This window comes from Micropepsis pineolensis (genome assembly GCF_055392125.1).
In genome coordinates this window covers 3381308-3407907 of the sequence record NZ_AP042408.1, presented here as the reverse complement: position 1 = coordinate 3407907, position 26600 = coordinate 3381308, and the positions used below count along the sequence as shown (strand labels likewise).

The following is a 26600-nucleotide window of genomic DNA, read 5'->3' as shown; positions in this document are numbered from 1 at the left end:
CATGCCGATTAAAGATTTTCTCGATCTCGCCGATTTCGACTCCGATACGCTGTTGTCTATTCTTGAAGAAGCCAAGACGCGCAAAAAAATGCGTGCCGGCAAGCCCGCCGGTGCGCCCGATGACGATGTGCCCTTTGCCGGTCGCGTTTTGGCGATGATTTTCGACAAGCAGTCGACGCGCACGCGGATTTCCTTTGACGTTGGTATGCGTCAGCTGGGTGGTACCACCATCATGCTGACGGGCAGCGAAATGCAGCTCGCCCGTGAGGAGACCATTGCCGATACCGCCCGTGTCATGTCGCGCTATGTCGATGCCATCATGATCCGGCTGCTCGATCATGAAATGGTGCAGGATCTGGCCGCCAACGCCACCATCCCGGTCATCAATGGTCTGACCAAATGGTCCCATCCCTGTCAGGTGATGGCCGATATCCAGACCTATGAAGAACATAAAGGGTCTATCAAAGGCCGTAAGGTGGCTTGGAGTGGCGACTCCAATAATGTCTGCACGTCGTGGGTTCATGCTGCGGTGAAGTTCGGCTTTCACCTCAGCGTGGCCTCGCCGGTGGAGCTGTCGGCCAAGTCCGAGCTCAAGGCTTGGGTTGCGGCCAACATGGGCGATGTCAGCTTTGGCCATGATGCGGCCGAGGCGGTCCGGGATGCCGATTGCGTGGTGTCCGATGCATGGGTGTCGATGGGCGATGAAGATACCACCCGTCGCCGCAATCTCCTGAAGGCCTACCAGGTCAATGCCGGTCTGATGGCCAAAGCCGACAAGGACGCCATCTTCATGCACTGCCTGCCAGCCCACCGGGGCGAGGAAGTGACCGACGAAGTGATCGATGGTCCGCAGTCGGTGGTGTTTGACGAGGCTGAAAACCGCCTGCATGCCCAGAAGGCCATTCTGGCCTGCTGCTTGCGCCAATCTGGTAAATAACTTGTCAGGTGCATAAAGCGGGCACAAAGCACTTCCCCCCGCAAACAGGTTTTTTCTCCCGCAAGTTCCGTTACTATGTCTTCGGCGCATATGGGCCGGGCCTTGCGGGGGGAAATTATGCGGCTGTTGATTTACGCAATGATGTCGAGCGGAGCGACGAGCTTCGCTCTTTTTTTGGCGCAACGGCCGGATTGTCTGGCGTTGGTTGACGTCCTTAACAATTATGCCGCGCCCCGGGTGACGACCGGGAAGGATATGCTGGTTAAAGTCACGATGACCACGGCCTATCCGCTCCCGGTGCATATCGAGCGCTTTCGTCCCGATAAAGTCGTGTTGTTTCTGCGCGATCCACGCGACAATTATCTCAGCCTCAAAAATAAAAACTATCGTAATCACTCAGGTCTGCTGGACGAGAAATTTCAGCTGCTCGATCAGGTATACGCGGCGCGGGATCATTTTGATGCCGTGATACATTATGAGGATTTTGTCGCCCGTGATCCGCAGGTGATGAAGACGATGAGCCGCCTGGGCTGGCCCACTCTGCCGGAGTACTATTCCTATGGTCGGCGGCACGAGGAATTGTTTCAGGCATTATGGACCGAAATGCCGGATCTCTATCAGCGACTAGAGCTGAATTTCGGCAATGTGCAGGGCCGCGAGGTCTCGGAACGTTATCGCGACAAGGGCGACGCCCCCGGGGTGGAGGAAACCTTGCAGGCCCTGTGTCCCCGTCTTTTGCACGCATACCAGAAACGTGGACGGCCATCTTAAACGTCTGTGCCAGAACCTGCGCTAGGAAACACACACAAATCTTGCTACCCTGACTATACGTCTGGCGTATTTTACGATTTTGCGAGGTTCGTCGTGAGCATCGTGGTCACCTCCACGCCACCGTCCGCTTTGGTGCCGGCGGGGGCGCAAAACGCTTCCGCTACGGGGGCGGTTGATCCGCGTTCGAACAGCAACGCCAATGCGGGCAGCGCATCGGGTGGCATGGCCACCAATGCGTCAGCCCCGGTGCCCCCGCTGGATGCCAGCAGCCCCGGCAAGATGGCGGCTGCCCATTTGACGCAGGCACGCCAGAATGCTGCGGTACAGACCGGCGGGCTTTCCAGCCTGATGGCGGATCTGTCTCAGGCGATGCAGTTGCACGGCGATGCGCTGCCCCCATCTGTACAAAAGGCTATTGGTCAGCTGTTTACCCTGCAACTGTCCAGCGACAGCCCTCCCAGTGCCGAGGATCTTAAATCGGCACTCGACCGCTCTGGCCTGTTCACCGAAAGCCGTTTTGCCAGCCAGCTGGCGGAGCCGTCTGGCGGTAACAGCAGCACCACGTCGGTGCCAGCCGATATCAAAAGCCTGCTGCTGGTGCTGCGCCAGTCTTTGAACCGCTGGGTCGACGAGCTTGGCCCCGCCACCGCGCAAACATCTTCCCAGGCGGCGGAAAGCGCGGGCCCCGCTGCTCCTTCTGGCTATGGTGCCTCAGCCAGTCCCCAATTGACGGGCTCAACGCCTGATGTGGCGGTTCTGAATTCCAATATGACTACCAGTTCAAGCTCAGGTTCTGGTGCGGCGGCTGATCAGACATCCCAAACCTCCACCGCCGTCACGGCAGCCCCGGCGCAAGATGCTGCCGCAAATCCTGCGGCCACGGGGCAGGCTGGCAAACAATCCCCGGCAACGGCGCCCTCCGGCGGTGAAAGTGCCTCCACCAGCACGACAGCCAACGCGGCGGCAGGCCAGACAAGTGCCCCGTCGCCATCTCCGTCATCTTCTCAGGCATCAACGACATCATCGGTTCCGGCCACCCAATCGGAAACATTGCCTGCCAATACCCCTATTTCCGGTACAACGACGCCCAGTGCGACAACTATCAGCCCCCAAACGGCCAGCACGACAGTCGCGGCCTCTGCGCCACCCACCATAGCCCCCGCGTCGGTTACGTCGCCCGCCACCCCTGTGGTGCCGGGGGCGGCAGCGGAAACCTTGCCTGCGACCAGTGTGGGGGCGGGTGGTGTGGCACCATTTTCTGGAACCTCAGCATCCGCGGTGCCGCTTGTTGCATCGGGTCAGCTTATAGGCTCTGCCGCGCTGCTGGCCGCGACCGCCGTTGCTGAAATGGCTGACGGTACTGTGGCGGGGCCTGTAACAACCAGCAATCTGGTCACCCCCGGAACCGCCACGACGGCCTATGGTGCCGCGTCGTTTGGGCAAAGCGCCTCGTCCTCCACCCCTCAGGTGATCGAAAATGCAGCCCTCAATATGGCGGCCAATCCCGGCGGTCAGGTTTTGGCTGCCGGGCCGGTGGCAAGCGATGGGGCGGCACAGCCGGGGGGGGCGCCGGTTATTTCCCCGGAGACCAGCCCAATCGGGGTTGGGGCTTCGGCCTTGCCGAACGTGCCGACTTTGGCGCTTCCATCTTCAGACCAAGCCTCAGCGGGCCCGGTGGCCCCGCCGGTTTCCAGTGCCGGGGCGCAAGGGACGGTGACCCCATCTGGGACGAATTCATCCGGAGCAACCCTGTCTTCAGCGGCCAGCGCGGTGCAGACGGCCGCACAGACTGTAAGCGCACAGACGGCTACGCTGGCGGGTGCGGCCAGTAATGGGGTGGCTGGTGCCGGGTTGGCGGAACTGGGCGGTGCGTCTGCGCCAGGCACTTCCGTCCCGCCGCCATTGGCGTCATCCGGGGCCGCGCCTGCCGCCGCCGCTACGGGCCAGCCTGCTGCGGCGGACGAGAAAGCGCTTGCCCCACCAGTGATTTCAGCTGCGGCGGATGCCGAAAAGGCGGCTTTGCTTCAGTCCGCCCGGGCGCAGGCGGCCCAGACGGCCGAGGCCGATGAGCTGGCCGCTCTGTTCAGCGATCCGCGCTTTGCCGCCCAGGCTGCGGTGGCGGCGCTATCCAATGCCGGGGTCACCATGCCGATGGCGCGGGCCTTCACGGCGGTTGATGCGCTGGCGGCGTTTTTCCTGCAACAAACTGCGGATGCGACCGACGAGGCCAGTACCGATTCCGGCACCCCGCCGCCGTTTAAGGGCGGGCCGACCACGGCGCAGTCGGCCAGCACATCCAGCCTGCCGGATGATGCTGATCTGGCGACCGTGGCCCGGCATCTGCTGTCAGGTAGCGAAGCGGCGTTGGCCCATCAGAAATTGCTGCAAATGGCCTCGCTGCCCGATAGCGAGCAGACCAGTCAGACCAGCCAGAACCACTGGATGTTTGAAATTCCCCTCGCCACGCCGCAGGGCACGGCGGTGGCGCAGTTTGCTATCGATCACGATGGTGGTGGCGAAAATGGTGGTGAAGAAAGCCTGCCGGTCTGGCGGGTGCGTTTTGCCGTAGCGGTTGAACCGTTGGGCCCGGTGCAGGCGCAACTGGCGCTGAGCGGTGGGCGTACCTGGGTGACCTTATGGGCCAGTCGCCCCGCCAGTCTGGAGCGGTTGCGCGCTGGGGCCGATGATTTGAGTGATGCTCTGGCCGATGCCGCGCTGGAATCCGAAATTGCTTTTCACCCGGTGGTGGTGCCGAAAAAAGCCGGTTCCGGGCGCTTTCTGGACCACACCTCGTGAGCCCGGTCAAAGCCCCCACCGGCGGCGCTGGCCCGGGATCGACGATCGCCGTCGCCCTGCATTACAAAAAACAGGGTGCCCCCCGGGTGGTTGCCAAGGGGCGCGGCGAGGTTGGTCGTCGCATTATCGATCTGGCCAGGGAGCATGGCGTGCCACTGGAGGAAAACCCGGCTTTAGCCGAGGCGCTTTCAGCCATTGATTTAGGCGAGGAAATTCCCCCTGTTCTTTACCATGCCGTGGCGGTGGTGCTGCGCTATATCCTGAAAACCTCCGGTAACCTGCGCACTTGAACCGGGGGGCATCAGGCCATAAGTGATGGTCTTAGGTCTGTCGGAACCTATCTTCCGCAGATGGTGTGTTTCATTTCAGGATAAGTGATGAGCGACTATCAGATGGCGCCGCGCGCCGATTTTGTGCTGCCTTTCGATCTGCCCGAGGCCGGTGCCCGTGGCCGTTTTGTCCGGCTCGAAGCGACGGCTCAGCAGGCCATTGCTCATCATGACTTGCCTGAAGCTGCGGCGCGCGCCGAAGGCGAATTGTTGGCGCTGGTGGCGATGCTGGGCTCTTTGCTGAAGCTCGACGGGCGGCTGACCGTCCAGACCAAATCAAATGGACCACTCGATATGGTGGTGGCCGATTATTATGGGGCCGAGGCTGGCGAGCCCCGCGGTGTGCGGGGCATGGCGCGCATCGACCAGGAACGCTGCGCCAATTTGGGCAAGAACCCGTCTTTTGCGGCGCTGGCCGGGCCGGGTTCGCTCGCTATCACCATCCGTCCGCAGGCTGAAGCGCGCGACTATCAGGGCGTGGTGCCGCTGTCCCCCGAAGGGCTGGGCCGCTCGGCAGAGGTCTATTTTGGCCAGTCCGAGCAGCTTTTGACCATGGTTCGGCTGGCGGCAGCGCCAATGATGCTGCCCGGCGGCGGCGTGTCATGGCAGGCTGGCGGGCTTTTGCTGCAGGTTGTGCCCGGTGGTACCCACCATGCGGATGACTGGGAGCACCTGATTACTCTGGCTGGTACGGTCGAGGATCTTGAGCTGGTTGATACCGGATTGGCGGCAGAAACCCTGTTGTGGCGGCTGTTTAATCAGGAAGATGTCCGTTTGCTGCCGTTTGAACCGATCGCTTTTCGTTGCGGTTGCGCCCGCGAGAATATCGAGGCGGCGCTGGCGGCTTACACACCCGAAGAACGTACCAAGCTGGCCGATCCCGACGGCACGATCCGCGCCCGGTGCCAGTTCTGCGGCACGGTGCACGAATTTAAAGAATGAAAATTGCACCTGCAGCCTGATGCGGGCATTATTCTTTCAAGACTGAGATATTTTAAGTCGGTTTGCGCAGATGCGGGCCATCATTGGCCCCATCGCCAGCACCAGAATTAGCCGTACCGTCTGCATCGCCATGACAAAGGCCATGTCGGTGGAGCTGGAGGCGGCGATGATCGCCACCGAATCCACCCCGCCCGGGCTGGTGGCCAGATAGGCGGTGAGCGGGTCGACCCCGGCGACATGGACCAGCACCACGGCGAACAGTCCGCACACGCCAATCAGCACCAGTATGGCGGCGAGCAGTTTGGGCAGCGCGGCAAAGGCGTGGCTCAGGATCTGGCGGGTAAAGCGCAGGCCGATGCTCCAGCCCAGCAGGGCATAGCTGATCAGTTGCAGCCAGGGCGGCAGCTCCAGCGGCAGCACCGGATGCAGCAGCACCCCGGCGATCATCGGCAGCATCAGGGAGCCGGCCGGAATGCGAAAACGCCGGGCGATCAGGGCGCCGGCCAGCGCCAGCGCCAGCGTGCCGATCAGCGGACCGATGGCCAGCGGCGGAAACCAGTCGATGGCGGCGGCGGTTCCGGGTTTGGCCCATACACTGGCAACCGCTGCGGCGGCCAAAGCCACACAGGCCACCCGCAAATACTGCATGAAGGCAACCAGACGGACATCGGCGCCATAATCTTCGGCCATCACGGTCATGGCCGTGGCAGCCCCGGGTGAAAAGCCCCAGATTGCTGTAGTACCGGGCAGCACTTTGCTGCGGGCCATCAGCCAGCCCAGCCCGTTACAGACCAGAATGACCGAGAGCACGCCGCCAAAGAACAGCGGCCAGTCGGCGGCGACATCGCCCAGCACCGAAAAGGGAATGCTGCGCGCGATCATGCAGCCAATCAGCCCCTGACCGAAGGCATAGGGCAGGCCCGGAATTCTGAGGCGGCTTTTGGCCATCGCCAGCAGGATGGCACCAATCATCGGGCCGAGCAGCAGGGCGGCGGGTAAATGCCAATATTGTAAAATAATGCCAAGCGCGCCGGACGCGATCACCAGTAACAGCCACTGCCCCGCCAGCGGCCAGTGTTCACAGTCGAAGGCTTTGGAAAAACGCGCCACGAAGTCCTCATGCAATGCGAAAATGTAAGGGCGGGGTACCGCATAATGCAGCCGTGGCGTTATGCCAAGCGGTGTGCGGAACGTTTGGGTGCGGGTGATCCCCGGAAACCGGTTGCCACTTTTGACGTGAAGCGCTGGATGCCTTTTTTGTCGCGCTTCATATCCGAAAACCGGTTCCCACTTTTTCGGTGAAGCGCTTAATGGCCAAAAACAAACGCGCCACTTATGCAAGCGACGCGTTTGTCAGAACCAGGCTTACAGCACCGGGGCGTGTTAGCCCTTGATGGCGGCGCGCAAAGACTGAATGGCGCAGATGATGTGATAGAGCGAGCTGGCCGGGGCCGCTTCCTCGTCAAAGCTGTTGTCGGGCTGCATACGGTCCCGCCACAGACCACGCACCGGCGTGTCGAGATATTTCCACAGCGTGTCGGCAGCCAGACCGGCTTCACCCAAATAATAGCTGCGTTCATCCTCGCTATCGGCATCGGACAGGATCAGCGCCGCTTTAAGCCATTCGGTCTGCATCCACAGCCGCGACGTCGGGCGGGTGAAGGTGAAGGAATTGTCCATCTCGTCGACGGCAACACCGCGCACCTTGTCAACGCCCGAGGCGCCAACTTCAAACAGGCGGCGGGCCATCTGATAGGCATCCATGCGGCCGGAAATTTTCGACCAGCGCGCCAATAACCAGGCCCATTCGAACTGATGACCGGGTTCAATGATCTCGCCCTTGGCATCTTCGGCCAGCGCCCATTTTTCATCAAAATGTTCGTGCAGGGTCAGTGTGTCGGGATCAATGAAGCGGGTCAGGCACAGCCGGGCGATTTCGCCAGCCAGCTCAAACCATTTCTGATCGTTGCTTGCTTCGTACCAGGCCAGCAGAGCTTCGAACAGATGCATATGCGGGTTGGACAGGAACAGATCGCCGGTTTCTTTGTAACCACCAGCCGGATGCCGGCGGGTTTCGATCTGCGCCATCAGGGCATTGGCGTAATCGATCATATCTTTGCGCGCGGGCTGGGCGCGATAGATCCACGCGCTGGCGTTCAGCGCAAAAGCCTGATCGTAGAGCATTTCACGGCTGTCGGTGATCTGCCCCTCGGGCGAGGTCAGCGTGGCATACAGCCCGCTTGGCTGTTTGTAATGGGCATCAAGATAGGCAAGGCCATGCAGCGAGGCTTCCTGCCACGGACCATTCCAGCCCAGCACCCCGGCGACGGCATAGGCATAGCTTTGCCGCCCCTGCACACGCGCGCGGCGCGGCACGATAACGGGATTGCCCTTGAGGTCGAGGAGTTCGTGGAAGCCGCCCTGCACATGATCGGCACCGTTCTGCCACCACAGCGGCAGGGCTGCATTAAACAGCCAGTCGGTATATTTGCCTTTCCAATCCTTCAGCGTGTTTTCCAGTTTCCCGGTCATTATGATGTCCGTTTCTTGTTGACTAATGTCTTGGGCCTAATGCCTTGCGCCAGATGCGGGGGGCCGGATGCGGGGCCAGATATCGTCAGATTATTGCGGGGCACTATGTCATATGCCGCACAAGAAGCAAATTCATACATTAAGATCAAGCCTTGATGGTTCCGCCTGAAAAATTATAGTGCCTTGATTTTGCTGACGTAAAATTGGCCCTAGGATTATGCGCATCCCTCCTGGTACACCGTTCTTTTGTCGCATGGTTAGCAATTGTTTGGCAGATTTCTAAAGTGCAGGATTTTTTAATCGTCTGCCCATCGAAATGGTACCACCCTTAAACTAACCGCACTTTGCGTATATGTCTGATAGCCTCTTTATGAAAAGCTAATGACAGTCGCAAATGGTGCCATGGACACCCAGGACTTATTTAATTACAGGGATTTTCTGCCGCGCCCTTCGGCTTTGCCGCCCTTTTGTCGAACGGTTTTGTCAAAAGCCCTGACCGTATTGACTACGCTCTGCAGGTTTTTTTCCTGGCCGTTCATAGCCGGGCGCAAACCGTACCTCCTGCAATTCATCGGTCCCGCCCCTAAGGTTACGGTACAACCTGTGCGAAGGTGTCGCGTTCACTGGCCGTCAACGCATTTTTAGTAATGCTCATGGTGTCGAAGCTGATCGTGTCACTGTCGCCATCGGTTTTTATAAAAGCGATGTCTTCAACAAAGCGTCCGCCATGGATACGAATTTCGCGAAACGGCATCAGCGGATCATCCCAGCGCCGTGGCACCAGGCTCATGCGCCAATGCGCAGCCCGCCCGCTTTGATCCATACGGAAGGTTTTATTTAAGCTGGCGATATCGCCGGTCAGCAGATTGCCGAGCATGGCATAGAGTTCCCCGGCGGTGGGCAGTTTCTGGAACGAGGGGCTTGCTGATTTGGGCTCGCCACGGGTTTGCACCAGCCCGGTTCTGGTAACGATAATGGTGGTGGCAAACGGTTTGGTCACGTTCCAGATCAGGCCATTGGCCGGTGCGATGGTGAAATCACCTTCGGCATGCAGGGTTTTGTTGATATCTTTGAGTTGACGCGTCTGCACGAAATGGCCGCGCAGCACGTCGCCGGGATGGATCGGTGTCGGGGCGGGGGCATCCTGTGCCGCTGCCCCGATCAGGCACAGCCACAGCAGCAGAAATGCCGCAAACGCACGATTCATAATCGGGCCTTACCCTTTCGCCTGCCAACGCGCATAATCTACGCCTTGGTGCCGGATTGGCAAAGGGCTGTCGTGACAAACGGTGCGGCTTGCCGGGGCGGCAAAATGGCCGACGCGAATATGGAATATCTCAGGTGCAACCAGAACGAAAATTCAGCGCGCAAATCCTCTGGGCCATGGTGCGCCTTGGGGCCGATGTGTCGGTCGATGCGCTGATCGGGCGCGCGCAGCTGGAAGATATGGCCGCAATGGCCGGGCGGCGGGCCGATAAAGGCCGTGTGGCGCTGGCGGCAAGGGGGCTTTTGCGCAGCGTGCTGGCCGTGGCCGGGGGCCCGGCCGATTGGCATATTCGCCCTGATGGGCGGGGCAAGCCGTTTTTGTTTGCCGCCGATGGTACGGCGGGGCCGCATCTGTCGCTGTCGCACAGCGGGGACTATGTTGCCGTGGCGGTATCGCAGTGCGTGGCGCTGGGCATTGATGTCGAGGTCTATCGGCCACGGGATTTTATCCGGCTGGCGGCCTATGCCTTTGGTCCGCACGAAGCTGGGGTGGCGGGTAAAAGCGCGGCAGATTTTTACCGGCTGTGGACGTTACGCGAAGCGATGGGCAAATGGGACGGTCAGGGCTTACGTCTGGCCGCCGACGGTCAGGATCGCATCACCGACCCACATTCCAGCGGCGCCTGGCGGGATGGCGCGTGGCATTTGTTCCACACTGCCGGGGATGATGTCAGTCTGGCCATCGCCTGTCAGGGGGATGATGCATCGGTCTGGGAGGCGGACAATCTGCGCCGCCTTACCCCAGCCGAACTGCTATAATCTCAGGGTTTGGGATGGGCTTTGGCCCAGCGCGCATAGAGTTTCAGCGCCTTGGCCGGGCCTTCATTGAACCAGCTATACCCGTTACGCCGCTCTTTGGAGATTTCATTGACGGCATCGTGGATGGTCTTGTCACGATCGCCGAACCGGGGCTGGAAATCCGTGGTGTAATAGCGCGACCAGATCGGCCCGGCCCCGGCTTGGGCTTCAAGGTGGCGGCCATCGGCGTCCGGCTTGGTCCAGACATAGCCATAGATGGCGGCCTTTTGCAGCCAGCCTGCGGCACCATGAATGGCCCGCACCAGTGCGGGCGACGGATCGGGCAGGTGCATCAGATAGATCAGCAGATCGGCGCTTTCGTCGCTGGATGGCAGGGCGGGTTCAAAGTTGCGCGCCGCCACCGGAACCAGTGTCAGGCTGTCATGCTGCTGGCCCCATACCGTGGGCACACCATGCACCACAATCTGGGTTTTCAGGATGACATCCAGCGCCTTGGCGGCCGCGATGCGGGCTTTGGTGCGGGGTTCGGCTGGCACAAAGCCATAGGCATTGGCGTCATTGTCGGCCACCGCCGTCAGCACCTCGGCGGCCTGCGAAATGGCATCATCGTTATAGGTGATGGCGTCGTGATAGCCGCCCTGCAATGGCCAAACCTGCGGCCAGCCGCCATTGGGAAACTGTGCGGCCAACAGATAGCCAATGCCTTTGAGAATGCTGGCGCGATAGCTGTCGCCGTCCTTGCCGGGCAGGGCGGCAGCAACGCGGGTCAGAAAGCGGATCTCGGTCGTGGTGGCGTTGTTGTCGAGCGTGCCGACATAGTCCCAGTTCCTGTCGCGCGGGGTGTCAAAATCCCCCGGGGTCAGATGGGCAGAAAGATTGTTGCCGACATAATCCTGACCGGGCTTACGTAACGGGCCGCTGCGGTCGGCATTCTTGCCCCAGCCGCCTGCCGGGGTCTGAAAAGACACAATGACATCGGCGATGTGGCGGGCCTCGGCCCCGGCATACCAGAGCGCATCCTTGTTGAGCGGCATCGAGCCATCATGGGTATGCTCGCTGGGGGCGGGCGGCAGCGGGCCGGTCAGTTTGGCCCGTTCGGCGGCCAGCGTGGCCATGTCGGTGGTGCGCTGGGCTTCGGACCGGGCAAGATAGGCTTGCCAGGCGGGCTGTTGATCCGCTGGCAACGTGGCGATGCGTTCCTGGCTCAGCGAAGGCGGCGGGGCACTGCTGCCCACCACGGCGGCGGCCGCGGGTGCGGCGGATGACAGAATGGCGGCCAGAACAAGAAGCTTTACGTGACGCATGATCCCCCCGGTATGTGTATTTATGGTTTTGACACCGGTGGCAATAATAGCACCGCTGGCGCAAAAGAAAAGAACGCGATAGCGCTCTGTTCTGGGCCGGGAATCTGGCGCTTCGGATAGATTTTGCAGGGTTGGAGTGGGATATTGGCTAAAATGTCGGCGTCAGATCCCAATGCCATGCTGGCCGAGGCAGTAAAGCTGCATCAGTCGGGCGAACTGGCGGCGGCGATCCGCCTCTATCGCAAGCTGGTCAAGCGCTTTGCCCCCAATGCGCAGACGCTTTACTTTCTCGGCACGGCGCTCTCGCAGCAGGGCGATCTGATCGAAGGCGTCTATCTGCTGGGCCAGTCGCTGGCGCTGGCACCGGATCAGCCGGTGGTGTGGTCCAACCGGGCGGCGGGTCTGCAGCGGCTTAAGCGGTATGACGAAGCGCTCGAAGCCTGCGCGCGGGCGCTGGCGCTCGATCCGGCCTCTGCCGATGCCTATGTCAATCAGGGCAATGTTCTGCTCGATCTGGGCCGCTATGACGAGGCGTTGCAGGCCAGTGACCGGGCCATCGCCGTGGCCGGGGATTTCTCCGAAGCCCATTGCAACCGGGGTGGCGCGTTGCAGATGCTGGCGCGCTGGGACGATGCGCTGGCAGCCTATGACCGGGCTATCGCCCTGGCACCGAAAAATGGTCGGGCCTACAGCAACCGGGCGGCGGTTCTGATTGCCCTGCACCGGCCGGATGCGGCGCTGGCCGATGCGGACCGGGCGCTTGGTTGTGATGCAGGCGATGCCGAAGCGTATGTTAACCGCGCTATGGCGCATAAAGCACTGGGTGCGCTGGAGGCTGCGACGGCGGATTTTGATCAGGCCATTTTGCTGCGGCCCGATTATGCCACTGCGCATTGGAACAAGGCGCTTTTAGCGTTGTTGCGCGGGGATTTTGCCACCGGGTGGAAGGGCTATGAATGGCGCTGGCGGCGCCCGCCCTTATCGGCTGCGGTGAAAAAGTATCCCCGCCCGCTGTGGCTCGGCGATCGCCCGCTTGGCGGTAAAACCGTGCTGCTGCATGCCGAGCAGGGCTTGGGCGATACGATCCAGTTCTGTCGCTATGCCCCCATGGTGCAGGCGGCCGGGGCGCGGGTCATTCTGGAAGCGCCAGCGTCGCTGTTGCCGCTGCTGGCCAGCCTGCCCGGTGCAGCGGACATGGTGCTTGCGGCAGATGGCGCTGGGATGGCTTTCGATCTGCATTGCCCGCTGATGAGCCTGCCGCTGGCCTTTGCCACTGAGGCTGAGACGATTCCCGCGCCGGTTCCGTACCTGTCAGCGGATGCGGATCATGCAGGCCTGTGGCATCAGCGGCTGGGCCAAAAGAAACGACCACGGATCGGTCTGTGCTGGTCGGGGCGGGCTGAACATGTCGATGACGGTGCGCGTTCGATGGCGCTTGCGCAGTGGCAGGATTTGCTTGATCTGCCGTTTGATTTTCATGTTGTGCAAAAAGATATCCGCCGCCGCGATCAGGCATTGCTGGCTGCGGAGGCACGCCTGCACGATCACAGCGCGGCCCTGACCGATTTTGCCGACACCGCGGCGCTGATCGGTGAGATGGATCTGGTGCTATCGGTTGACAGCGCCATCGCGCATCTGGCCGGGGCGATGGGCAAGCCGGTCTGGTTACTGCTGCCCTGGTTGCCGGACTGGCGCTGGCAGATGGCGCGGGGCGACAGCCCCTGGTACCCCGGCATGCGGCTGTGGCGGCAGCAGGCGGCTGGTGACTGGGCCGGGGTGCTGGATCGCGTAATAGCCACCCTGAAGCGCGACGGGCTATCATTATCGTGATGGTTGTAATAAACGGGGTCCATGAGCTTGGGTTTTCCTTGCCCGCCAATCTGGGGTATAAGCGCCGGCACGGTATGCAACTGCTGGTAAGGTGTTTTCCCCGGTGCGGATCCTGATTGTTGATGACGAAGAACTGGCGCGGGCGGAAATCCGTCTGCTGCTGGCCCGCGAGGCCGATATCGACATCGTCGGTGAATGCGCCAATGCGATGGAAGGCATTGCCGCGATCAACAAGCTGAAGCCCGATGCGGTGTTTCTGGATATTCAGATGCCGCGCATTTCGGGGCTGGAAATGCTGCCGATGATCGATCCCGATCACATGCCGCATATCGTCTTTCTGACCGCCTACGAAGAATATGCCCTTAAGGCGTTTGACGAAAATGCCTGCGATTATCTTTTAAAGCCGGTACAGGAAGCCCGGCTGGCCAAGACGCTGGAACGCTTGCGCCATCTGATTGCCGGTTCCGATGCCCCTGCCTTGCCGCCCGAAGCCGGGCACCCATTACGCCATATTCCGTGTACGGGGCTTAACCGCATCCGGCTGTTGCGGCTGGACGAGGTCGAGGCCATCACCTCGCGCGCCAGCGGGGTTTACGTCATTGCCACCGACGGGCAAGAGCATTTCACCGAACTGACATTGCGTACGCTGGAAGACCGCAGCGGGCTGATCCGCTGCCATCGCCAGTTCATGATCAACCCCGACCAGATCCGCGATATTACGCTGGCCGACAATGGTTCGGCCTCGATCCAGACCCATGGCGGGCGCAGCATTCCGGTCAGTCGTCGCTATCTGGGCGGATTAAAAGAGCGCCTCGGCCTGCGCTGAAACAAAAAATATTTTACGAAAAAAAACGGCCCAGTTGCCTGGGCCGCTGAAGTTCGGGGTGAGACGTTTCCAAGGGTATTTGGGATACGTGGATGGAGCGTTGCCTGACCCCGATTCTTATGGCGCGCCGGTTATTTTCCGGTCGCTTGCGCCAGCTGACTATAGGCGGCGGCCTTTTTCCCGGCGCGCCGTGGCCACAGTTCGATCCAGCGTTTGATCGCGCCAATCAGGATGACAAGGCCCAGCACCATGATGATGATCGAGATCACACCGTTGACCGGGTTAAAGCCCTTGGACGCTTCGTTCAGATAGACATGGGCGATCATCCAATAGCCGGCATAGTTCACCGTGACATAGAGGTAGGCCAGCGGTACCAGGCAGGTCAGGGCATATTTCCATTTGCGTGACAGCCGCAGGATGATGGTGGCGCCGATGATCAGACCGAGCGAGGCCATCATCTGGTTGGAAACACCGAACAGTGCCCAGACCGAGTTGATGTCGCCGGAGTTCAGGAGATAGCCCCACAGCACACAGGCGATGACCGAGGCGATGATGGCACCGGGCATCCAGTCGATGCGTTTCATCGGCGGATAGACATCGCCCAGCATGTCCTGGATCAGATAGCGGGCAACCCGGGTGCCGCTGTCGACGGCGGTCAGAATGAACACGGCTTCAAACATGACGACGAACTGGAAGAAATACGCCGCCAGATGTGAGAACCAGCTCAGCTTGGTGAAGATGACGGTCATGCCGACGGCCAGTGTCACCGCACCACCGGTACGACCGGCCAGATTCATGCCGATTTCCTGCTGCAAACGCGGCAGATCAACCACATGCATGCCCAGTTTGGCGAAGACATCCGGGGCGGCGTTGATGGCGAAATAGTCGGCCATCGGCAGCGAGGTGGCTGCGATCAGGGCCAGCACACCAACGACGCATTCGACCAGCATCATGCCAAAGGCGACCGGCATGATGTCGCTCCATTTATCGACCAGCTTGGGGGTGGTGCCCGAACCAATGAAGGCATGGAAGCCCGAGATGGCACCGCAGGCGATGGTGATCGAGATGAACGGCCACACCGGGCCAGCCATCACCGGGCCATTACCATGAATGAACTGGGTCAGGGCCGGGAACTGGATCGCCGGGTTGACGCAGATCACACCGATGATCAGGGCACCAAAGACACCAATCTTCATGAAGCTGGACAGATAGCCACGCGGGGTCAGCAACAGCCAGACCGGCAGGGCCGAGGCCAGGAAGGCATAGATCGGCAGGGCCAAAGCGACGGTGTGGTGGCTATAGTTGAACCAGCTGGCCAGCGGGCCAGACTGAATGTAGGGGCCGGCCAGCACCGAAGCGGCAATGGCGATCAGGCCAAGATAGGTGGCGATTTTGGCATTGCCGCCCATTTTCTCGTACAGGCCGACAAACACCGCAATCGGGATGGTCATGGCGACCGCAAAGGTGCCCCAGGGGTTTTGTTCCATCGCGTGGACAACGACAAGCGACAGGCCCGCCATGGTGATGGTGATGATGAACAGCATCGACAGCGCGGTGCAGACACCGGCCACCGGCCCAAGTTCGGCCTTAGCGACTTCCGACAGCGAACCGGCCTTGTGCTTCATCGAGGCGAACAGGACGACGGTATCATGGACCGCACCGCCCAACACCGCGCCAATCAAAAGCCAGAGGAAGCCGGGCAGATAGCCAAACTGTGCGGCCAGCACCGGGCCAACCAGTGGCCCCGCCGCGGCGATGGCGGCAAAATGCTGGCCAGAGTTTACCCATTTACCGGTCGGGACATAGTTACGCCCGTCTTCGAGGGTGTGTGCCGGCGTCGGGTCTTTGTCGTTGATGTTGAGAACTTTGCGAACGAAGAAGACGCCGTAGAAGCGATAGCAGATCGCCAGAATACATAAGGTGGCGATCACAAAGGTAATTGCGTGTTGCACGGCCTTTAGGTCCTCTAATTACAGTGGGGACATATAGTGCGTGCGGCGGGCGGGCGGGGCCTGATCTGGTAAGTGGTGCAGGGGCGTTTTTAAGCGGTCGTCAATCGTGGTCAAGCGGCGGAACCATCCGGCTACGGATAGTCGCCCCAAAACCGAATCTGACACTTAAAGTGTGGTTTTCGCGCTAGGGTTTAGGTGCGGCTTCGTGCGCCGGGCCGCTAAAGGGTAGGCGCAGAATAACCTGCGTTACAACTTCCGGCTGACATCTGACCGATAAACCATAGGGCGCGCCATAACGGTTGCGTGTCCGTTTATCAACCAGCGACATCCCCAGCCCATCGTCCCCTGGGTGGGGAACGAACAGACCGGCATTATCCTCAACCACCACCACCAGATCGTCGCCCTCGCGGCTGGCCGACAGGCGCACCCGGCCGGTGCCGATCAATTGCGAGGTGCCGTGCTTGATGGCGTTTTCGACCAGCGGCTGTAAGGAAAAGGCGGGCAGATGGGCCTCGGACAGCGCTTCGGGCACGTCAATCACCACCTCGAGCCGGTCACGGAAGCGGGCCTTTTCGATTTCGAGATAGGCGCGGACATGATCGAGTTCATCATGCAGCGCCACTTCTTCGCCCGCGCGTTTCAGGTTCTTACGGAAGAAGGTGGACAGGTTCTGCACCAGTCGGCGGGCCTCGGTCGGGTCGATGCGGATGACCGCCTGAAGTGTGTTGAGGGCGTTGAACAGAAAATGCGGATTGACCTGCGCATGAAGCAGTTTGATTTCCGACTGGGTCAGCATCTGCTTTTGCTGTTCATAGCGCCCGGCCAGAATCTGGGCCGACAGCAAACGGGCAACGCCTTCGCCCAGCGCGCGGTTGAAGGTGGAAAACAGTTTGGATTTTGGCTCGTACAACTTAATCGTGCCGATGACCGCGCCATCTTCCCCCTGCAGCGGAATGACCAGCACCGCACCCAAGGGACAGACGGGGCTGATCGAGCATTTGTAGGCAACCTCGTTACCATCGGCATAGATCACTTTATTTTCGGTAATCGCTTCATGCGTCATGGCCGAGGTGATCGGGGTGCCGGAAATATGATGGTCGTCACCAATGCCGATAAAGGCGAGGATTTTTTCGCGGTCAGTGATCGCCACCGCGCCGACATTGGCTTCTTCATACAGAATCCGGGCCACTGCGGCGCTGTTTTCGGCGTTGAAGCCTTTGCGTAAGATCCCTTCGCACCGCGCAGCGATCTTTAAGGCTTTGGCGGAAAAAATCACCGAACTGGTTTCGGATAATTTGCGCCGGTCCAGAAGGATGCTCATGAACATGGTGGCGCCAATGGTGTTTGCCAGCGTCATCGGCAGGATGATGGCGGCAACCAGATGTTCGGCATCGGCATAGGGGCGGGCGACGATCAGAATGATTGCCATCTGGGTCAGCTCGGCCACCAGCGTGACCAGTGCCACGACGGGCGGTGATAACAGCCGGGCCACCTGATGGCGGCGCATGAAATACAGATGTACCAGACCGCCGATCAGCCCCTCGGCCGTGGTCGAGATGGCGCAGGCCAGCGCGGTGAAGCCGCCCATGGCATAACGGTGCAGGCCCCCGGTGATGCCGACCGCCAGGCCAACGATGGGCCCGCCCAGCATGCCGCCCAGCACCGCGCCAATCGCCCGTGTGTTGGCGATGGCATCGCCGACCTGCTGACCGAAATAGGTCCCCATGATGCAGAACAGCGAAAAAACGCCATAGCAGACCAGTTTGCGCCAGGGGCGCACCATCACCTGCATCAGTGGCAGGAACAGCGGCGTTTTGGAGAACAGATAGGCGATCACCAGATAAACGCACATCTGCTGCAACAGCCGCAGCACCAGATCAGCCCAGGCGAACATGTGAAATTATGCTCCGAATGGTTCGTCGGCCAGTTTAGGCCGTTTCAAATCAAAAAACGATTCCGGTGCGGGGTCGGCGTTTTCCCCTTTCAGAAAAGGGGTTTTAACGCATGGAAAGCGCGCGTTTCCGGCTGCGACGCTTTGGTCGTGATTGCAATCAATCCGTCACAAAATGATCCGACTACCTTCACGCGTCTCCCCTAATTTACGCCGCCCAAGCATGGGCACTGGATATGGGCGCTGGATATTGGCGCTGGGCCAAGCCCGTAGCGGGCCTGCTGCGGGCCCATTACCTGAAAGTCGTTGAGGGGAAAATGAAACTCAAAGCACGTATTTTATGTGGGGCTGCGGTGGCCTTGTGGACGGCCGTTGCCGCCAATGCGGATAATGCGGCCGATGCCGATGCTGCCACCGGTATTGAGACGGTTGTGGTGCTGGGGATGGGGGAAACCAAACAGATCCAGACCATATCGCAGCCGGATATTACCCTGGCGGTGCCGGGGACCAGCCCGATTAAGGTGATTTCAAAGCTGCCGGGGGTGAATTACGAAGCGGCGGACCCGTATGGTTCCTATGAATGGGCGGTGCGCATTTCGGTCCGTGGCTTCAATCAGAACCAGATGGGTTTTACGCTCGACGATGTACCGCTGGGCGATATGTCCTATGGCAACCACAACGGTTTGCATATCAGCCGCGCCATCTCGTCAGAAAACTTAGGTGGTGCCGATCTGGCTCAGGGCGCCGGGGCGCTGGGCACCGCGTCAACCTCGAATCTGGGTGGTACGCTGGCGTTCCATTCCGTTCAGCCGCGGGCCGAAGCCGGGGTTTACGCGGCATCAAGCTATGGCAGCGACAACACCTATCACGAATTCCTGCGCATCGACAGCGGTACGCTGGCGGGTGGCGGCAGCGGCTATGTCAGTTATGGCATACAATATGGTGACAAGTGGAAGGGTGATGGCACCCAGAAACAGCAGCAGATCAACGCCAAATATGTACAGCCGATCGGTACACTGACGTTAAGCGGCACCTTCGATTATTCCATGCGCCGCGAAAACGATTATCAGGATTTGTCGCTCGCCCTCATTCGCCGGGTTGGCTACAACTGGGATAATATCTCGAATGACTGGCAGAAGGCGCTCCAGATCGCGTCGGTCTATCAGGCCAACCCCAGCGGTGACTGCGCCGCGGTGGGCGGTGGTGATGGCTCGAACCAGTATCCCGCGCCGGTGCAATGCGTCGATGATGCCTATTATAATGCATCGGGTTTGCGCAATGACGCGCTGGGCTCGCTGTCGGCAAACTGGGACATCCTCAGTAATCTGACGTTACATGTTACGACCTATGGTCATAACAACAAGGGTATGGGCACCTGGGATACGCCGTATGTTGCTTCACCGGATGGTACGCCGATGGCGATGCGCACCACCGAATATGGCATCAATCGCTATGGTGCGGTGGGTTGGCTGCGCTGGACGTATGAAGACCATACCATCGAAGCTGGTTACTGGTACGAGAACAACAATTTCCATCAGGCGCGGCGTTATTATGCCATGAGCGCGTCCAGCCCGCGGGGCGATCTGGAGTTCCCGAGCCATCCCTTTGCCACGTCATGGGAATATAAATTCAACACCGTCACTCAGGCCGTACACCTGCAGGATACCTGGCAGGTAAGCGATGCGCTCAAAGTCGAATTTGGCTTCAAGGCGCAGAAGGTCAACAACGTCTCGCACGCGATTGTCGGCACCATCAGCGGTAAAATCGGTACCGAGGGGGATTTCCTGCCTCAGGCCGGTGTGAATTATGCGATCGACGATACCAATGAAGTGTTCGCCGATTATAGCCAGAATCAACACGCCTTTGTCAGCGCGGCGACCAGCGGGCCGTTCTCGACCACGCAGGTCGGTTTCGATGCCATCAAGGATAATCTGAAACCGGAAACCTCGCGTACGGTTGAAGCGGGCTATCGCTATAATACGACAAGCCTGCAGGGCGTGCTGACCGGCTATTACGTCAAGTTCAAGAACCGCCTGCTTACCACCACGGTTGGGGCGGGCATTGTCGGTAATCCGTCGGCGCTGGCCAATGTCGGCTCGGTCACCACGATGGGTGTTGAAGCGGCGGGCACCTGGCATTTTGCCAATGATATGTGGCTGTTCGGCTCCTATGCCTTTAACCAGTCGACCTATGACGACAACACCTATGATGGCGATGGCGATCTAACCGCCAGAACCAAGGACAAAACCGTTGTCGATGCGCCCAAGCATATTCTGAAAGGCGAGCTGGGTTACGATAACGGATCGCTGTTCGCACATCTGAATGGCTCGTTCCTGTCGCGGCGCTATTACACCTATACCAATGACGCCAGCGTACCGACCCAGACGGTGTTCGACCTCAGCTTTGGTTATCGCATCTCGTCGAATGATTATTTCAACGGCGTCGAATTCCAGGGTAATGTCACCAACCTGTTCGATACCAAATACATCTCGACCATCGGAACCAACGGTTACGCCAACACCGACCCGAACGGAACATTCCAGACGCTGATGGCGGGTGCCCCGCGTCAGTTCTTTATCACCCTGCGCAAGCAGTTCTGATCTGCACTATCGGTTATTATAAAAAGCGGGTGGCGTGCTGCCCGCTTTTTTGTTTTTGTACCGGGTGACAATCCGCCGGGCGCGTTAATTTTCTGGTTACCAACGGTTTCATCACGGCGGGGCTTTAAACCCCGTTTCATCCGTAGACGGTGAAAATTTTACGTAAAAATGGGTGGTGCGCTATCGGTACTCCCTTTTGGCGGGATTCGGGTATGGTCCGGCACGGCGCTGCCTGCGCACCCTATCGTGGACAGCGTAAGTTTGGGGTGCTACCCTTGCCCCGTGCAAGACAAACGATGCCTTAAAACCCTGTTACGCCTAGTCGTCGCTGCGGCGCTGCCCTTTGTCGGCACCGCGGCCGGCGAGCTGAAGGGCTATGGGCTTTCCATCGCCGAGACCGGCGATAGCGCACTGGATGAGGCGATTTTAAGTGCTTCGCAGCTGGAAAGTTTACGGGGTGCGCCGCCGGATTCCTGGCCCGCGCTGATCGACCGGGCCCGTGGTGATATCGGGCGGATTGAAACCGCTTTGGGCAGTTTTGGCTATTACCATGCTCAGGTCACCATTGATCTGGATGGCCACAGTCTGGATGGGGCAGACACCCTGGCGGCGCTGGAAGATACCGGGCCTGCTAAGCCCAAGATCGTCGTCGCCATCGACAAGGGGCCGTTATACCACCTGCGCCGGGTCAGTCTGATCGGTGATGTGCCCGCGCGTGAGGCGGCGGTGCTGGGCCTCAAAAGTGGTGATGCCGCCATAGCTGCCGCTGTTCTGGGGGCCGGGGCGACGCTGCAGGCAACTTTACGCGAGGATGGTTATGCCTTTGCCAAGGTGGCCGAACCCGATGCGGTGGCCGATGATGGTGCCGCCGTGCTGGATGTCAGCTTTCCGGTTACGGTGGGTAAGGCGGCCAATGTTGGCACGGTGCGTTTTTCGGGCCTTGGGCAAATGGACGAGGCCTTTGTGCGTCAGGTCTTTGCCGTTCAACATGGCGATGAGTACCACACCAGCACCATTGATCGCGGTCGCCAGAACCTGCTCGGGCTGGGCAGCTTTGCCGAAGTGACGGTGGCCGAACCGGATGCGCCGGATGCGGATGGTAATGCCCCTGTCAATGTTACCGTGGTGGAACGTCAGCGGCACCGCGTTGCGCTGTCAGCTAATTATTCGACCGATCTGGGCTCGTCGCTCAGTGCCAGCTGGTCGCATCGCAATCTGCTCGGTGAAGCCGAACAGCTTAATCTGTCGGCGGCGGCCACCGGGCTGGGCGGCAGCGCCTCCAGCGGCGTGGGCTATAATTTAACCGCCCAGTTTATCAAACCCTATTTTCTTAATCCCGGCCAGCAGCTCGAACTGGTGGCCAGCGCCATCAAACAGGATCTTGATGCCTATGATCAAACGGCCGAGATCGTCGGCGGCTATCTGCAACGCCGGCTGAGCAAGCTCTGGACCGCGCGGGCCGGCATGACCGTTACCTTCGATGATGTCGCACAGGCCGATACCAAACACTATTATCAACTGTTCGCACTGCCGCTGTCGGCCAGTTTCGACAGCACCCATATTGGCGTCCGTGATGGCCCCGATAGTGGCGCCACCAGTCTGGCCGATCCTGTGCGGGGTTTTCGTGCCACACTGTCGGTGGCACCCACCGTATCGCTGGGCCAGGCCACGCAGCTGTTTGCCCAGATGCAGGTTTCGTTGTCGCGCTATTTCGATATTTTCGAGGATGGCAAATCGGTGCTGGCGCTGCGCGGGCTGATCGGCAGCGTGCAGGGGGCTTCCAATCTCAGCCTGCCACCCGATCAGCGCCTTTATGCCGGTGGCAGTGGTACAGTGCGCGGCTATCGTTATCAGTCGATTGGACCGACCTTCAGCAATGGTGATCCGGCCGGGGCCACCTCGGTCGATGCGGGCACGATTGAGTGGCGCCAGCGCGTCTGGGGTGATTTTGGTGTGGTCGGCTTCTTTGATGTTGGTCAGGCTGGCACCAGATCACTGCCGTTCAATGGCGGGGTTTATTATGGCGTTGGTGGGGGCCTGCGCTATTACACCCCGATTGGTGCGGTGCGGCTGGATGCGGCGGTGCCGCTGAATAAAGTGGCCGAGAATGACAGCTTCCAGATTTATATCAGCATCGGGCAGGCGTTCTGATGCGCGCCCTGCCCACATGGCTGCCCCCGTATGTAATACGATGGCTGATCCGTCTTGCCATCGCGTTGGGTGGGCTGGTGGCCGCGTTCATCCTTGTACTGATCTATCTGCTGGGCACCCCCTCCGGTCATGGCCAGCTGTCGGCGCTGGTCACGGCTTTAAGCGATGGCGAGGTGGCAATCGATGGCTTAAACAGCAATCTCACCGGCCATCTTGCCGCCCGTGAAGTGCGCCTGTCCGATCGCAAGGGCGTCTGGCTGCGGCTGAACGGGCTTGAACTGGACTGGCATCCGGCCGGGCTTATCAGTCATCACGCCAATATCACGCAGCTGTCGGTGGATCGTATCGCCATCGCGCGCCAGCCGGTGTCTGAAGGTCAGGGTGGCGGGCCGTCACGCTGGCGTGTCCGCATTGCCGCGATGCGTGTGCAGCGCGTGGTGCTCGATAAAGCCGTGCTGGGCCATGCCGCGGTCTTAACCGTGGCGGGCCGGTTTCACTATGTCTCACGGCAGGATCTGGGCGGGCGGCTCGACATCACGCGGCAGGATCAGCCCGGTCACTATCATCTGAACCTCGTCTGGCTCGATGGTGTTTTGCAGGGCGATGCCGATATCGCGGAAACCGGCGCCGGGCTGATCGGCGGGCTGGCCGGTCTGCCGGATCTGGGGCCGGTAACGCTGTCGGTCCATGGCGCGGTGGTGGATGGCCATAATGATATCCGCATGGCGTTGGCCGCGGGCCCGGCGCGGGCGGTGCTGCAAAGCCGCATGGGCTTGCACGATCAGAAACTGAATGTCGATTTTAGCGCCAGCGCACCGATGATGCAGCCCAGCGCTACGATTGGCTGGTCGGCGATCAGCGCGCAGGGCCACATCGGCGGCAGCCGTGATACGCCGGATATTCAGGCCCATCTGGCCATCCGTCAGCCCCATTATGCCAGCGTATCGGCGCAAACAATTACCGTGTCAGCGGCGGGTTCCGGCGGTCAGGCCGCTTTGCAGGGCACCGTGCTGGGCCTTGGCCTGCCGGGTGATGGCGGCGTGCTTGCCACCCCGCTCAGCTTCACCGTAACGGCAGATCTGGCGGCGGCGGACCGGCCGCTGACCGTCAGTGTATCGCATGCCCTGATGGTTTTAAGCGGCACCATGCCCGCCAGTGCCAGCGAGGGGCGCTTCACCTTGCGGCTGCCCGATCTGGCCAAGCTGGGGGCGCTGGCCGGAGCCAGTGCCGGTGGCAGTGCCGAGCTGATGATCGATTTCAGCCGCTATCACGATAAGACCGATGCGATGATCGATGGCACCATCACCGCGCGCGGGCCGTCTTTGTTCGCCCGCCTGATCGGCAAGGGTAATGTGCATCTGCATGCCCGTCAGGATGTTGGTGATCTGCGCCTGGATGGCGAAGTGCGCGGCAAAGCGCTGCGTGCCGAATGGGACGGGCGCACCAAAGACGGCGAACAGGATTATCAGCTGAAGGGCAAGCTGAGCGATGTCGGGCTGATCTCGCCGCAATTTGCCGGTGCGCTCAGCGCCACTGCCCACCTTAGCGGCCCGACCGACAACATGGCGGTGCTGGCCGATGTCTATGGCGTTGCCGGGGTGAAGGGCTATCCGTCTGACCGGTTGGCGTTACGCATCAAAGCCAGTGGTTTGCCGGTACGGCCCCGGGTCGAGGTTAAACTCAATGGCCGTCTGGCCCATGCGCCGCTTGATCTGGTGGCGGCGCTGACCGTGGCGGGGCCGCAAACCCATATCACACTATCGGCGCTCGACTGGCAAAGCCTGCATGGCCGTGGCGATGTGCTGCTGACGAAGATGGGTCCGCTTTCCGGGCGGGTTGATGTTGGTATGGCATCGCTTGCCGATTTAAGCCCGCTGACCGGTGCGCCGGTTAAGGGGCGCGCGGAAGCCCATCTGGTACTGAGCAGTATGGGTGGCAAGCCGCTGGTGGGCTTGCAAGCCGCGGCCCATGATGTGGTTCGTGGCGACAGCCATATTGGCGAGGTGGTGCTGAATGGTCAGTACACACCGCAAAATAACCATCTGACCCTGACCCTGGCCGCAAGCAAGCTGGCGCTGGCCGATGCCACCGGCAGCATGACGCTGGGCGTTGATGGGGTGCTGAATGCCCTGCAAACCAAACTGAGTGCAGCGCTTTCCACATCGTCCGGTCTTGTCGGGCTGGATGCAACGGGCACGCTGGATGGTGTGCACCGCATGTTGCGTGTGGCGAACCTCAATGGCCGCTGGGGCGCGCAGAAGATCGGTCTGGCCGCACCGGCAACGCTGGCGTGGGAGCAAGGAGACTTGCGCCTTGACGTCAAGCTTACGGGGAAGGCCATGCATCTGGCCGCCAGGGGCGTGGTGCCACTGGATGCGGCACATTCCTATAATCTGTCGGTCAACGGGGCGGGCGCTTTACAGGGCTGGACCACCCGGCTGACTGCCGATGGCCGTGTGCTGCAGGGGCAGGTCGATCTGGCGGGCGTCATTGTGGGCCCGGCTGCCCAGCCGGATGTGCGCGGTCATTTCCGCCTGCAAAATGGGCGTTTCCATGATTTCGCCACCGGCCTCAGTCTGAGCGATATTAGCCTGCTGGCCAATGCCAATGGCCCGTCGATCACGCTTACGCAATTTAATGCCCGCGCCGGGGCCGGGCGGATTGAAGGCCGCGGTACGGTGAGTACCGCGGGCGATATGGCGGTGGCGCTGGCAGTGCAGGCCCATAAGGCCGAACCGTTCCACCGCGATGGGGTGGCGGTTCGTCTGGATGGTGCGGTGCGTTTAAGTGGCTTTGTCAAAGGTAACATGACGCTGGATGGTACCATCCGTGTACTGAATGGCGAGATCCGGATTCCCGATAAGCTGCCGCCCAGTCTGGCGGTGCTGAACGTGCGCCGCCGGGGTGACAAGCCGCAGGTGCAGGCCCCGCAGAAACAGAGCCGCATCGCGCTGGATCTGACGGTGTCGGCACCGGGGCAGTTTTTTGTACGTGGCCGCGGTCTGGAAGCCGAACTGGAAGGGGGGCTGAAAGTCGCGGGCACCACCACATCGCCCCAGATCCATGGCACGCTGACCATGCGGCGCGGCACCTATAGCCTCACCGGCACGACACTGGATTTTCAGTCCGGCACCATCGGCTTCGATGGTATAAACGTGCAGGGCAAGCTTGATCCGACGCTGGATTTCACCGCGGAAACCACCGCCAACAGCATCACGGCGACCTTGAAAGTAACCGGCACGGTTTCCGCGCCGAAAATTAACCTGACCAGCTCGCCCAGCCTGCCGCAGGACGAAATCCTGTCGCAACTTTTGTTCCAGCAGAGTGTGCAGCAGTTATCGCCACTGCAGATGGCGTCGATTGCGCAAGCGGTGGCAAGCCTGTCGGGGCTTGGTGGGGCAAGCTTCGATCCGGTTGGTCTGATCCGCAGCAATCTGCGGCTCGACAAGCTGACGGTGGGTAGCAGCTCTTCCGGCGACAGTTCGCAAACCACCACCACGGTCGAAGCCGGAAAATATGTCACGCGGCGGGTTTATGTCGGCGCCAAACAGGATCTGTCGGGCGGAACCCGCGCTCTGGTGCAGGTCGATCTGACCAAGCATCTGAAGCTGCAGGCATCCGTTGCCGCCGGGACCAAGGCCAACGCCACCACCAGCACCCAGACACAGGATAATGGCGATACCGTCGGGTTGTCGTATCAGTTTGAATATTAAT

The 26600-nt window shown here is 60.5% G+C and carries 17 protein-coding genes; 11 read left to right on the top strand and 6 right to left on the bottom strand.

Translation table 11 applies throughout. The features are described 5' to 3' along the window. Position 1: 1 nt before the first annotated feature. The 5 genes from argF to hslO all read left to right on the top strand — a co-directional run bounded on the left by argF (position 2) and on the right by hslO (position 5775). The gene (gene argF, locus ACZ5RI_RS15085) at positions 2-937 is read left to right on the top strand and encodes an ornithine carbamoyltransferase (RefSeq protein ID WP_464514029.1); all 936 of its coding nucleotides are present in this window, start codon (positions 2-4) and stop codon (positions 935-937) included. 117 nt (positions 938-1054) lie between these two features. Further along, on the top strand, positions 1055-1708 hold the full coding sequence (locus ACZ5RI_RS15080; RefSeq protein WP_464514028.1) for a hypothetical protein: 654 nt from the start codon (positions 1055-1057) through the stop codon (positions 1706-1708). Positions 1709-1801: 93 nt separating this feature from the next. Then, positions 1802-4504 (top strand): flagellar hook-length control protein FliK, encoded by a 2703-nt coding sequence (locus ACZ5RI_RS15075; protein WP_464514027.1) that lies wholly within the window; start codon positions 1802-1804, stop codon positions 4502-4504. Further along, on the top strand, positions 4501-4794 hold the full coding sequence (locus ACZ5RI_RS15070) for an EscU/YscU/HrcU family type III secretion system export apparatus switch protein (RefSeq protein WP_464514025.1): 294 nt from the start codon (positions 4501-4503) through the stop codon (positions 4792-4794). Before ACZ5RI_RS15075 ends, ACZ5RI_RS15070 begins: the two co-directional genes overlap by 4 nt. A gap of 87 nt (positions 4795-4881) precedes the next feature. Then, entirely contained in the window at positions 4882-5775 is an 894-nt protein-coding gene (gene hslO, locus ACZ5RI_RS15065; RefSeq protein WP_464514024.1) for an Hsp33 family molecular chaperone HslO, read from the top strand. 36 nt (positions 5776-5811) lie between these two features. Here the strand turns inward: hslO and ACZ5RI_RS15060 are convergent, their stop codons facing one another. From ACZ5RI_RS15060 to ACZ5RI_RS15050, 3 genes are all read right to left on the bottom strand, one after another. Beyond that, positions 5812-6885 carry an AbrB family transcriptional regulator gene (locus ACZ5RI_RS15060; RefSeq protein ID WP_464514023.1) on the bottom strand — a complete coding sequence of 358 codons (1074 nt, stop codon included), beginning with the start codon at positions 6883-6885 and terminating at the stop codon, positions 5812-5814. A 273-nt stretch (positions 6886-7158) separates the two neighbouring features. Next, positions 7159-8307, bottom strand: a complete 1149-nt coding sequence (locus tag ACZ5RI_RS15055) for an AGE family epimerase/isomerase (RefSeq protein ID WP_464514022.1) — start codon at positions 8305-8307, stop codon at positions 7159-7161. Between the two features lie 589 nt (positions 8308-8896). Continuing rightward, positions 8897-9514 carry a LolA family protein gene (locus ACZ5RI_RS15050; protein WP_464514021.1) on the bottom strand — a complete coding sequence of 206 codons (618 nt, stop codon included), beginning with the start codon at positions 9512-9514 and terminating at the stop codon, positions 8897-8899. Between the two features lie 134 nt (positions 9515-9648). On the opposite strand from ACZ5RI_RS15050, the gene ACZ5RI_RS15045 reads away from it, so the two are divergent. Further along, a complete protein-coding gene (locus ACZ5RI_RS15045) occupies positions 9649-10332 on the top strand; it encodes a 4'-phosphopantetheinyl transferase family protein (RefSeq protein WP_464514020.1) in 684 nt (227 codons plus the stop codon). 2 nt (positions 10333-10334) lie between these two features. Here ACZ5RI_RS15045 and pelA read toward each other — a convergent pair whose 3' ends face one another. Next, positions 10335-11636 (bottom strand): pectate lyase, encoded by a 1302-nt coding sequence (gene pelA / locus ACZ5RI_RS15040; protein ID WP_464514019.1) that lies wholly within the window; start codon positions 11634-11636, stop codon positions 10335-10337. A 153-nt stretch (positions 11637-11789) separates the two neighbouring features. Here pelA and ACZ5RI_RS15035 point away from each other — a divergent pair, with 153 nt between their 5' ends. Continuing rightward, complete coding sequence (locus ACZ5RI_RS15035; RefSeq protein WP_464515614.1) at positions 11790-13466, top strand: tetratricopeptide repeat protein; 1677 nt, start codon at positions 11790-11792, stop codon at positions 13464-13466. Positions 13467-13569: 103 nt separating this feature from the next. Beyond that, complete coding sequence (gene btsR / locus ACZ5RI_RS15030; RefSeq protein ID WP_464514018.1) at positions 13570-14292, top strand: two-component system response regulator BtsR; 723 nt, start codon at positions 13570-13572, stop codon at positions 14290-14292. Positions 14293-14423: 131 nt separating this feature from the next. On the opposite strand, the gene ACZ5RI_RS15025 is transcribed toward btsR, so the two are convergent. Together ACZ5RI_RS15025 and ACZ5RI_RS15020 are read right to left on the bottom strand one after the other, a co-directional pair. Continuing rightward, entirely contained in the window at positions 14424-16244 is a 1821-nt protein-coding gene (locus ACZ5RI_RS15025) for a carbon starvation CstA family protein (RefSeq protein WP_464514017.1), read from the bottom strand. Positions 16245-16428: 184 nt separating this feature from the next. Further along, the gene (locus ACZ5RI_RS15020) at positions 16429-18138 is read right to left on the bottom strand and encodes a LytS/YhcK type 5TM receptor domain-containing protein (RefSeq protein ID WP_464514016.1); all 1710 of its coding nucleotides are present in this window, start codon (positions 18136-18138) and stop codon (positions 16429-16431) included. Between the two features lie 314 nt (positions 18139-18452). Here ACZ5RI_RS15020 and ACZ5RI_RS15015 point away from each other — a divergent pair, with 314 nt between their 5' ends. The 3 genes from ACZ5RI_RS15015 to ACZ5RI_RS15005 all read left to right on the top strand — a co-directional run bounded on the left by ACZ5RI_RS15015 (position 18453) and on the right by ACZ5RI_RS15005 (position 26599). Next, entirely contained in the window at positions 18453-20735 is a 2283-nt protein-coding gene (locus ACZ5RI_RS15015; protein WP_464514015.1) for a TonB-dependent receptor, read from the top strand. A gap of 282 nt (positions 20736-21017) precedes the next feature. Beyond that, on the top strand, positions 21018-22886 hold the full coding sequence (locus tag ACZ5RI_RS15010; RefSeq protein ID WP_464514014.1) for an autotransporter assembly complex protein TamA: 1869 nt from the start codon (positions 21018-21020) through the stop codon (positions 22884-22886). Then, a complete protein-coding gene (locus tag ACZ5RI_RS15005; RefSeq protein ID WP_464514013.1) occupies positions 22886-26599 on the top strand; it encodes a translocation/assembly module TamB domain-containing protein in 3714 nt (1237 codons plus the stop codon). Before ACZ5RI_RS15010 ends, ACZ5RI_RS15005 begins: the two co-directional genes overlap by 1 nt. The last annotated feature ends 1 nt before the right edge of the window (position 26600 follow it).